Annotated in this window: 6 protein-coding genes; all 6 read left to right on the forward strand. The window is 43.0% G+C overall.

Going from position 1 to position 11,372, the window contains the following annotated elements; translation table 11 throughout:
- Nucleotides 1–79: 79 nt before the first annotated feature.
- The 6 genes from gpG to AWH49_RS12335 all read left to right on the forward strand — a co-directional run bounded on the left by gpG (nt 80) and on the right by AWH49_RS12335 (nt 11,048).
- Nucleotides 80–388: a phage tail assembly chaperone G gene (gene gpG / locus AWH49_RS12315; protein ID WP_063965962.1), complete on the forward strand. Its 309-nt coding sequence runs from the start codon at nt 80–82 to the stop codon at nt 386–388.
- Nucleotides 389–438: 50 nt separating this feature from the next.
- Nucleotides 439–564: a hypothetical protein gene (locus AWH49_RS20990; protein ID WP_280512829.1), complete on the forward strand. Its 126-nt coding sequence runs from the start codon at nt 439–441 to the stop codon at nt 562–564.
- Between the two features lie 19 nt (nt 565–583).
- Nucleotides 584–6,724: a phage tail tape measure protein gene (locus AWH49_RS12320; protein WP_063965963.1), complete on the forward strand. Its 6,141-nt coding sequence runs from the start codon at nt 584–586 to the stop codon at nt 6,722–6,724.
- On the forward strand, nt 6,721–7,530 hold the full coding sequence (locus tag AWH49_RS12325) for a phage tail domain-containing protein (protein WP_063965964.1): 810 nt from the start codon (nt 6,721–6,723) through the stop codon (nt 7,528–7,530). The genes AWH49_RS12320 and AWH49_RS12325 overlap by 4 nt, the downstream gene beginning before the upstream one ends.
- Before the next feature lie 15 nt (nt 7,531–7,545).
- Nucleotides 7,546–10,764: a BppU family phage baseplate upper protein gene (locus tag AWH49_RS12330; RefSeq protein ID WP_063965965.1), complete on the forward strand. Its 3,219-nt coding sequence runs from the start codon at nt 7,546–7,548 to the stop codon at nt 10,762–10,764.
- 83 nt (nt 10,765–10,847) lie between these two features.
- The gene (locus AWH49_RS12335; RefSeq protein WP_063965966.1) at nt 10,848–11,048 is read left to right on the forward strand and encodes a hypothetical protein; all 201 of its coding nucleotides are present in this window, start codon (nt 10,848–10,850) and stop codon (nt 11,046–11,048) included.
- The last annotated feature ends 324 nt before the right edge of the window (nt 11,049–11,372 follow it).

Here is an 11,372-nt window from a genome sequence, read left to right on the forward strand (position 1 = left end):
ACTTCAAGCAACTCGTAAGAGTTCTAAGTGGCGGGTGGTTCAATTGTTTACTTTTAAAAATGAAGCGGAGGAATAAAAAATGAAATTTACTTTACAAAAAGACGGAAAAGAAAAGATTTATAGCACGCCGACATTCGTATCGGGTTTGGTTTACAGAAAACTCTTGGAAATGCAGAAAAATGAAGAATTTCCTACAAACGATCCAGACAATACGGATAAAGTTATCAGCTTAATCTGCGAGGCATACGGCAATCAATTTTCAGTTGATGAGTTTTGGGAAGGTATTAATGCACCTGATGTGAATGATACAATCTGGGAGTTTGTTGGGTTTGTAAACGGTGTGAAAAAAGAAACGAAGACGAATAAAGAAGAGGACAAGGGAAAGTAACAACGCCAAAAGAGGCGTACGAAAGAATAAAGAAGGCGTATCGGAATCTGATGAAGGGCGGCTGGAAACTTCATGAGATAGATCAGATGGACATTCACTTCTTTTTTGAGCTGATGGAAGAGAAAGAACCGGGTGTGCGTATGGCCACGGATGCGGAGATTGACGCCATCTTCTAACGGAAGGACGGTGAGGTAAATGGCAGAAGAACTTGGGGCATTACGTGTCAGTATAGGTTTAGATTCAGCAGATTTTACGCAGGGTCTACAAAATATCAACCGTCGGATACGAGGTCTAAACAGTGAATTTAGAGTCGGTGCAGCGGGCAATAATAATTACGCCAACACGATCGAGGGTATGCGGGCGAGGACCACTCAGCTGAACGGTACGTTAACACTACAGCAAGCACACGCACGTAGATTGCGTGAAGAGTATAATCGTGTGAGGCAAGCGAGTGGTGAGAATAGCAGAGAGGCTCAAAATCTAGCGATTCGGTATAACAACTCAGTTGCAGCTATGCGAAATACAGAAGCGGCGCTTAGAGATGTAAACCAACAGCTTGCTGATGCACAAAACAGCTGGAGAAACGCAGGTATTAGTGCGACAGAAACAGGCGAAAGACTGAGTAGGATCGGCGCAGGTATGACAAGCGTTGGGAAAGATCTCTCCATGAAAGTTACAGCGCCGATCGTTGGCATCGGTGTTGCTGCTTCAAAAATGGCTATGGATTTTGAATCGCAAATGGATCGAGTCGGCGCCATTGCAGGTGCGACCGGCAGCGAGATGGAAGGATTATCAAAAGTAGCACTTGAATTAGGAGCTAATACGTCAAAATCTGCTTCTGAAGTGGCCGTGGGAATGGAAAACATGGCTGCAATGGGATTTGAAGTGAATGAGATCATTGGAGCAATGCCAGGGGTTATTTCAGCAGCGGAGGCAAGCGGTGCAGACATGGCACAAACGGCTGATGTAGTGGCCGCTGCATTAAATTCTTTTGGCTTAGAAGCGGGTGAAGCTTCACGGGTTGCCGATATTTTAGCTCAATCTGCAAACCAATCAGCAGCGGATATTACCGATTTGCAATATGCATTTAAATATGCGGCACCGATTGCTAATTCGTTAGGGATATCAATTGAAGAATTAGCAGCAGCAACGGGACTTATGAGTGATGCGGGGATGAAAGGTGAGCAGGCCGGTACAACCTTACGTGGTGGGCTTATTGCTCTTTTAAAACCGGCTGAACAAACATCAAAAATGATGACCGCAATGGGAATCACCGTTGAGGATGCAGAAGGTAATTTTGTCGGGTTATCCGGTTTAATAGCAAACATAACCGAAGCGTTAGAAGGTCAAACTCAAGTTCAAAAATTAGCCACGCTTTCGCAGCTGGTTGGTACAGAAGCCGCATCAGGATTCTTAACCTTAATGGAAGAAGGCCCCGAAAAAATTGACAGTATGACAAAGTCGTTGGAAAACTCAGCAGGTGCATCGGCTGAAACGGCTAAAAAGATGAAAGACAATTTAAAGGGTGCAATGGATGAGTTGGGTGGGAGCCTTGAATCTGCAGCTATTAGTTTAGGCACTAAGTTTATTCCAACGCTTGAAAAAGGTAGCAAATATATCAAAGAATTGGTGGATAAATTTGAAGGAATGTCGCCTGCTTCTCAAAATTGGGTGATTGGATTATCGGCAGCGGCAGCGGCTATCGGGCCTGTTTTAATTGGCGCAGGTGTGTTAGCTAGTTCTCTCGGAGCTGTGTTTACAGCTATCGGAACCGTTTCAGGAGCAATCGGTGTTGTTGTAGGTGGCGCAACAGCGGCTACTCCGGCTATCGGCGCCTTGGCGACGGCCTTCACTATATTGACTGGACCGGTCGGACTGGTAGTTGCAGGATTGGCGGCGGTTGGAGTAGGCGCCTATCTGTTGGCTAAAGAAATGAAAAAACCAACGATTGAGGTTGATATCTTCGGTGAAAAAGTTTCAGAAGCCACGCAAAAAGCGGTTCAGGGCTATCTTGATCTGGAATCAGAAGCAAAGAAATCGATGATCGGTGTCGGTACCGTGACGGCAGAAGAAGCAACGGAAATTACGGAAACACATAAACAAATGACTGACATGATCCTGGCCGAAATGGACAAACAGCATGCAAAGCAAATAGAGAAAACGACAAAGTATTTTGCAGACTCTAAAGCTCTTAGCGAAAAAGAAGAAGCTGAAATACTTACAAAAGAGAAGAAAAAGCAAGAAGATCAAGCGAAGGCTGTATTGGAAGGTCAGAAACGTATTGAGGAAATCCTAGCGACTTCTGTAAATAATAAACGCGGTATCACTGAAGCTGAAAAAGCAGAAATCGCAAAAATAGAAGATGATATGCGCGTTACCGCCGTCGCCACTCTATCAAAGTCTGAAACTGAGCAAAAGGTGATTCTTGAGCGTTTGAAAGCAGAAGCGTCTAAAATATCTGCACAGCAGGCGGCGGAAGTTGTGGCCAATTCTGTTAAACAAAAAAATGAGACTGTTAAAGAAGCCAATGATCAATATAACCAAACCATTGCCGAAATCATTCGATTGCGTGATGAAACGGGATCTATTACTGCTGATCAAGCTAAAAAAATGATTACAGAAGCAGAGAATCAACGCAATGGTACGGTGAAAAATGCAGAAGAAATGCATACCAATGTCGTCAAAGAAGCGAAAGCTCAGGCTGGCGAACATGTCGCTCAAGTGGACTGGACGACAGGTCAAGTCAAATCAAAATGGCGATCTATGGTTGATCAATTTAAAGCTGATAATGCTGAAGCCCAAAAGCAAAACAAAGAAGAATGGGAAAAAATCAGTAAGAAAACCGGTGAGATCGTCGAAAATGTTAAAAATACTGTTTCGACTAAATGGAAAGAGATGCAAGAGGAAAAGAAAAGACGCGATGCAGAAATTAAGAAGAAGAACGCCGAAGATTGGGAAGCTATTAAAACGTTTGTGGTAGGTAAGTCGAAAGAAATCAGCGAAAAAGTTTCTTCGGATGCGAAACAATCATATAAAAACTTTACGAAGTGGACCGGAGATTTGGTTGATGCAGGACTTAAAAAGTGGGAAGGTTTCAAAAAAGGTGTCGGCAAAATATGGAGTGATGTTAAGGGCGACATGAGATCTCTTGTCGGTAAGATGTTAGACTACGCTGATTTAATTATTAATGGCCCGATTAGAGGACTTAACACTGTCATGGGAGCTCTCAAAATCGGGAAAACTATCCCGGAATGGCCGAAACCGACTAAGTATGCAAAAGGAACAGATGGCCACCCGGGTGGCCTTGCTCTCGTCAATGATGGAGTGGGTAGTAACTACAAAGAAATCATTCAGACTCCAAACGGTAAGCTCGGTATGTTCAGTGATAGAAATGTTCTCTTGGATTTGCCACGCGGGTCGAAGGTGTTGTCCGGTGAAAAAACAAAAGAAGTTATGAAAATAAACAGCGTTCCGCACTACAAAGACGGCGTCGGTATGATGGATTGGCTGTCAATGCTCGGTGATCCAGTTGCTATGATTAAAAAGGCAGCGGGTGGAATGATGGATAAGCTTCCGGAAATTGGGGGAGCGCCACTTGAAATCGGTGTTGAAGTAGGAAAAACAGCTTTAAGTTCCACAGCACAATACTTGCAAGATAAAATAGCAGAGTTTTTCACCTTTGATCTTGGCGACGGATTTGCTTTCCCCTCACCTCCATATACAAGGACAAGTGGGTTTGGACAGCGTTGGGGAAAATTACATGCCGGCGTTGACTGGGCCGCACCGACAGGAACGGCGATTCCATCTCAAACAGGAGGAAAGGTAAGTTTTTCCGGTCCGCGCGGCGGATATGGCAATGCAATCATTGTCGATGCTGGCGGTGGAATGCAATATTTATACGGACACAATAGCGCCAATCTTGTAAAAGTTGGCGATACAGTAGCGAAAGGACAAACGATCGGGCTTGTCGGTTCCACAGGCGACAGTACTGGACCACATGTGCACTTTGAAATACGTAAAAATGGCAAGGCGATCAATCCGGACAGTCTTGGGGTTGGTGGAGGTAAAATTAGCGGAAGTCTGAGTAACTGGATTAGTGCAGGTATGGCTAAAGCTGGTGTATCAGGTGCTAATTGGATGGATGGGCTTGCTTGGATCATTAATAAGGAATCCAGCGGGAATCCAAGGGCTGTCGGCGCCCCTACATCTGATGGAACAGCTAAAGGATTGATGCAGCTTAAACATTTTAACTACAAGGGTGATCCGTTTGATCCTGTTAATAACATAGCTTATGGAATTCGCTACATTCAGGGGCGATACAAATCCATTGAAGGTGCACTAAGTTGGTGGCGATCGCATAACTGGTATAAAAACGGGACTAACTTTCATCCGGGTGGTTTGGCTACTGTAAATGACGGAAATGGGCCAGAACTTATTCAATTTCCGGGCGGCAAGTTTGGTATGTTTAAGGGCAAGAATGTTCTCACAGACTTGCCGCGCGGTACGAAAGTTTTGCCGCATGAAAAAACAAAAGAAGTCATGAGAACGGGATTGCTTGACAACGTTCCACAATACGCTGCTGGCATCGGAGACTTAACGTATGTCGTCAAAGCAGGGGATACACTTTCTAAGATCGCGAAATCGTTTAAAACAACAGTCGATCAGCTAGTCAAATTGAATAACATTAAAAATAAAGACTTAATCCAGATTGGTCAAGTGATCAAGTATGGAGCACAAGCGAATATCGGTATCGGAAAAAATGCGTTGTCTACACATGAAAAAGCACCAGTAGTACCGACTATCGATAACCGTCCACAATACGCAAAGGATGTCACGTACCTTGCAAATAAAGCTTCTAAAGGTGAAAATGCCGAAATTGTTCGTTTAGAAAAAGTACACATGGCTCAAATGATTGCGTTAGAAAAAGAACGAGAAGCGAAAATTAAAGCGATTAAGGATAAAGCTACGAAAGCAAAAAGGGATCTCACACAAAAAGAAAAAGAAGCGGTTTGGAAATTGCGTGAGGATTACGATAAAAAAGAAGTGGCTGCAGAAAAAGCGCTTAATGATCAAGTCGCAGAATTACAAAAAGCAGGACAACAGAAGCAGTTGCAGGAAATTGATGCGTATGTGGCCAGAAAAAAAGAAGCGGGTAAACTATCGCTTATTGAGGAAATCAAGATATACCGCGAATCGATGCGTTATTATAAGAAAAATTCAGAAGAGTGGTTCGAGGCCGAACGCAAGATGAATGCCGCAAAGGTGCTACTTAACAATGAGTTGAAAACATTGAAAGATGACTATCTTGCGAAAGTGAAAGATGTCAATCAGAGAGTGATAGATGAAGAGAAGCGGTTAAACGACGAGTATAAACGAGCGGTTGATGATCGTGCGAAAACAATTGCTGGGTTTGCTGGTCTTTTCGATGAGGTGGCAAAACCAGAAGAGATTGATCCGCAAACTCTCGTAGACAATTTACAGTCGCAAGTGTGGGCATTAAATAACTGGGCGAGCAATCTTGATCATTTAGGTTTGCGTGGTATAAATGATGATCTGCTTGCAGAACTTCAGGACATGGGACCGCAGGCGTTACCGTATATCAAGGCACTTGTCGATATGACGGACACGCAGCTTGATCAATTCCAATCGCTTTGGAGTGAGAAGTCAAATATAGCGCGTAACCAGGCTGTTGAAGAGATGGCGGGCTTGAAATTAGACACGTTGAAAGAAATCGAAGCTTTGCACCGTGATGCTGAAATTGAACTGGATGAGATGAATGCGACGTTTGTGAAGAAAATGAATGAAATACGAACTGGTGCAGTCGGAGAGTTTAATCCTTTCGGTGCGCAAATGGTGGACATCGGTAAAAATGCAATACAAGGATTGATTGACGGTATGGCTGGCATGACAGGCCCATTGTCCAAGAAAATGAACGAAATTTCGGGGATCATGGTCAATACGATGAAGAAAGACCTTGAAATAAAATCACCTTCACGAAAAGCGGATCGTGAAGTATCGGCGTATTTTGGTGCCGGTTTAATCGGGGGACTCAATAAAATCAAATCGCCACTTATTGAAAAAATGGCCGAAATCAGCAGCCTTTTTACAGGAGTTGTACCGGTACCGGATATTCCATCTGCTGCATTTTCTTCTGCATCTGGATTCGGCGGCGGTAATAGCTATGACTATTCGTCAACCATTACACCAAAAATTGTGTTGAATTATTATGGTAGTGGAAGTGAACAAGATGCAATGAACATGGTAGATATCGTTGACAGTGAATTGTCTTGGCGTACACAGAAGAATCTCACCGCAAGGGGGATGAAATCAAAATGATCATCATCACAGAAAATGAACGTATTGACATTAATGATTATGGGATGCGGGTGTTGCGAGCACCGATCCCGTCCCCTGCTTTAGAACATAAAACAGAACAAGTGGATTGGATGGACGGCGAAGTTTATTTGGGGTCGAGATATACAACTCGGGTCATTTCAGCTGAGATTGCGATGCGATCGACGTCACACAAAAAGATAAAGGAACTAAAGGTGATTTTTCGTCGTCTTTTTGCACGGAAGGAAGAGTTTTATGTCATGTTCAAAAATGACACAATGCGTCGTTATCGTGTTGTGTTAAACAATCAGCCAGACTGGACAGACATAGGAGTTCACTTAACTTCAACAACTGTTGAATTACGGATGTGCAGCGTCTTCGCAGAAGCACCTGGTACCACTCTGACGCTTGAACCTGACTTGCACTATTACCAGGCTGGAGAAGGGGAAATTGATACTTCAGATCCGCCTGTTCAATATATATTTGACCAAACTACTTTTTCTGTTTTTAATGATTCGGACATAACGATCGAACCGGAAAATAAAGAAATCCGTATCGAGCTACAGGGAATGCTTATAAATCCTATCATTCGTAATTTAACAACAGGCGATGAGTGGAGCTGGTCAGGTACCGCGTCATCGGCGGATATTATACTTCTCGATGGTGTGCGGTCCTTTAAAAATGATGTATCGATCTTTAAAGAAACAAATAAAAACGTCATCAGCTTGTTACCTGGATGGAATGATTTCCAAATCACAGGAGCGGCTGATTTTTTAATTAAATTTGATTTTCGCATGTACTACGTATAGGAAGGTGATAGAAAAATGGATGTAGTGAATAAGCAACAAATCACCATCGATCTGAGACGAAACTCAATTGTCCCTTATCCGCATTTTACCCAATACGATACGAATACTCTTGAATTTATCATTAAAGATAACGGAATTGGTGCTGATTTAAGCAATGTCACAAATATCACAGTTAACTACAAACGACCGGATGGGCAAGTTGTAACTCGGTTATTAACCGCGGCAGGTAATGTGATTGAATATACGCTTGGAACAGACGAAATGAGCGTGCCAGGCACGGCAGAAATCTCATTGCAGTTTTTGTATAACGATAATCGCTTGTCTACAAGGCGGATGAAGCTTTATGTTGGGGATTCATTAGGGCCATCTTTTGAAGGTGGACAGGGGATGCCCTTGCTGCAAGAATTGTTTGTCGAGATCGCTGATTTAACGAGTGCGACTAATGATGCAGCAAACTATGCACTCCAAAAAGCGGCAGAAGCAGATCAAGCGAAAGAAACTGCTCTTGAAGCAGCTGACTTGGCAAAAACAAATCCACTTATGCCGGTCGCCAATTTTGCCGCAATCGCAACAACCTATCCGACACCTATTCACGGGGACGAAACTCAGACATTAGATGATGGAAAAGTGTATCGATATTTGAACGGTTCATGGGAATATATTCGGGAATTAACACCGGGTCCCGTGGCTGCCCTTACTCAACAGTTGGTCCAAATGGATGAACAAAAAGCGTCGAAAGAAGAAGTTGCAAATGCGCTTGATGGTTCCCCGAAGGATGTATTTGCGACTTTAGCGGCTTTACAAACCGCCTTTCCAACAGGTTCACAAGGTGTCTATCTCGTAACAGCAAACGGTCACATTTATTCGTGGGATGGCACGTCGTGGGCAGATCGGGGATTATATCAAGCGCAAGGGATTGCGGATAAAAGTGTCGGGTATAAACAAACCGACTTCATTGAAATGGAAAAAACAAATCTTTTTAACCCTCAAAATGTAACGGATGGCGTACGTTTGGATACAGCAGGCAATAATTTTGCTGATGCCACGTTTGCCACGTCCGAATACGTGGCAGTAAAGGCCGGTGTGCCGATTAAAATAGGCGGCTTTGGCGCTGTACTAGGTCGGATATGCTTATACGACACGAATAAAACATTTACGACTATGCCCTTTGGTGGAGGTACTGTCGTCGTAACACTAGACATCACTCCTGCTGTAGACGGCTTTATTCGGGTCCCTGTACGGAAAGATACCATGCATAGCGCGATCATTGTGGAGAGCTCAAACTATAAAGGATTTAAGCCGTTTCGCTACGTTGTGAATCCTTATATTGAGACAGAAGTGAAGCGGGACAGCGTAGACAAAACCAAATTAAAGTTAAAAGCTGTAGCCCCGGAAAACACGTCATTTGTCCGTGCTGGGGTGAACATGTATAGCGTGCTAAACGCTACACCTGACGTGTTCCTCACTCATACAAACGGGGTAGAAACAGCATTGGTAAACTATCGGACGAGTGAATATATTTTTGTAAAAGCCAACCTGCCCTACATCATAAGTGCAGCTAGAAAATTCGTGTATTACGATTTAGAACACGTGTATGTATCGGGGGTAGACGGTAGCCAATCAGCCCCTTACACTTTTACGCCTACAGCAGACGGTTACATTCGGTTCTCTTATCTGACAACAGCAGCAAATGGGACAAATGTAATGATGGTACAAGGGAATACTTTACCAGCTACGTATGAGCCGCATGTCTACCATTTTGATGATCTAAAGCTAACACCTACCCAAATTAATGAGGTAATAACGGCAATTGAGACAGGGGTACCCAGTGACTATGATGTGAAAGTCGTAAAGGCTGGAGAAAGCTACGTATTATATAGCCCTTTCGGTGCTTCGGGCGAGATTCAAATTAATACGGTTAGGAATGGATCAAAAAATGGAACATTTAATTTTGCTAATACACGCGTGGGTGCTGATGAATTCCATCTAAACGGGGACGACATTACGCCGGTCCGTACAAATACCGGAACTGTGGGCGCAAATCATGGGCGAACTAGTATTTCTGAGATTACAATGGCGGCACATGGAAAAACCTCAGTGGATATAGGGAGCACCTGGACAGATGGGACAACAACATTCACGCTACTGAAAATTAACGGAAACATCTTGACGTTTGGTTGCCCGTATACAGTAGTGGACGGAATTGTCAACGCGCCGAAAGTGAACCCGGTTGCCAATTTAACACACGTATCCGGCGCGACAAGCACAACTGCCGTTAATATCACAACGCAGACAGCTTCACCACAGCTGTATCCATCTGTAAATAACATTACGGTTGAATACATCTTGGACGGAAAAAAGATTGTGGTCGATGGCACGTATTACGGAAAAGAATTAGTGGTCAAAGAGAAATACGACATTATGGATTATAAAGCGATTATCGACTATGCACAAGCGAACATAGGTCAATCCTATGCAGCAGGGAACATTGCGCCTGAAATTACTATTTCTAACACCTTTACCTATTCCAAAGGGTTAGATTGCAGCACGTCCAACTCGCTGTATACACACAAAAAAGCGTCTTTAGGGAGATGCGGATTTTTACAAGCTGGGGTGCTCAGTTTAGCGGGGCATACAGTAAAACGGCACGTACCTGGTGTTTTACCTAAAAGCGGAATTGATTTTAGTACAGAAGTAGACTTAACGTCCTACAACACGTCTCTTTTATTTAGTGTTTCTGATTATAAAAATCCAAGCATTCCACCAAATCATTATGTTGATTGGTTGTATGATGCAAACGGAAATAAAAAATACGGGTTTGCAATGGGGTACATCGTTGATAAAACGAGCAGTAAAAACGCTGCCCGCCTTGCAAATTCCCCGTACACGTGGGATATGCGGAACACGAAGAAAAGTTACCCTATCGTACTTGAAGGGATCATACTAGAAGCCGGATCTTACCTTAATTTTGCAGGGTTTCGAAACTACGTATCACCGGATGTTGTGGGAGCGGCTACGTTAATAACAACGGTCAGAGACAAAAAGGATACGTATGTATATGTTGACTATCTTCAAACGGTAGTTGGTGAAAACAAGCCAATGCCGGATGATATAGGAAAGGCTGTGTCTTTCTTACAAGGTGAAAACTTCACACTTTTAAATGATACATCTGACACAGAAGGGGTCCTGTTTACTATGACAGGGGCCGGGTATGGAATTGTTAAACTGAAGTAGGAACAAACTGTTGATTAAGTGAATAAATCTTTTAGAAGCCATTGATAAAGGCTTTTTTATTTTGCGAAAAAGGAGAATTAATTATGGAACAAACCTTTGAAGTTCAGCCATGTGGTGTTAAATATATTTGTGATACATGTGGCGAAGGAGAGTTGTTACCGAATGGGAAAAATGATTGGTCAGCTGAGCAGAAACCTTTTGAGCATGAATGCACTGAATGCGGTCAAAAGAAAATGTTCTCTGAGAAATACCCATTAGTTAGATATAAAAATGTAGATGAGTAATGCTATAGACAATTTTATACAGCCCCTTTACTATTAAAGGTAACAAATTATGGGGGGACTGTTATTTTTGAACTGGTTGCTAGAAAATAGAGAATGGGTATTTAGCGGAATAGGTGTTGTAGCAATAACAAGTATTGCTGGTTTATCATTTTCCGACAGAAGACTCCCTCTTCAATCGTGTGAAGTGCGAAGCCCAATGATAAGGGGGAGATGAATGTCGGGTAGGCGATAGCCTAAAGGTATTTCTTGTCAATCATTTTCGAATGATGTACAATCAGTCTTAATAAACATAAGGACTGTTATAACAATGAAATTAGACAGTAA

This window comes from Domibacillus aminovorans (genome assembly GCF_001643235.1).
Classification (GTDB): domain Bacteria; phylum Bacillota; class Bacilli; order Bacillales; family Domibacillaceae; genus Domibacillus; species Domibacillus aminovorans.

Coding starts and splice junctions, on each gene's coding strand:
- AWH49_RS12330 (WP_063965965.1), top strand. CDS start 7,546: ATGGATGTAGTGAATAAGCAACAAATCACCATCGATCTGAGACGAAAC.
- gpG (WP_063965962.1), top strand. CDS start 80: ATGAAATTTACTTTACAAAAAGACGGAAAAGAAAAGATTTATAGCACG.
- AWH49_RS12335 (WP_063965966.1), top strand. CDS start 10,848: ATGGAACAAACCTTTGAAGTTCAGCCATGTGGTGTTAAATATATTTGT.
- AWH49_RS12325 (WP_063965964.1), top strand. CDS start 6,721: ATGATCATCATCACAGAAAATGAACGTATTGACATTAATGATTATGGG.
- AWH49_RS12320 (WP_063965963.1), top strand. CDS start 584: ATGGCAGAAGAACTTGGGGCATTACGTGTCAGTATAGGTTTAGATTCA.
- AWH49_RS20990 (WP_280512829.1), top strand. CDS start 439: ATGAAGGGCGGCTGGAAACTTCATGAGATAGATCAGATGGACATTCAC.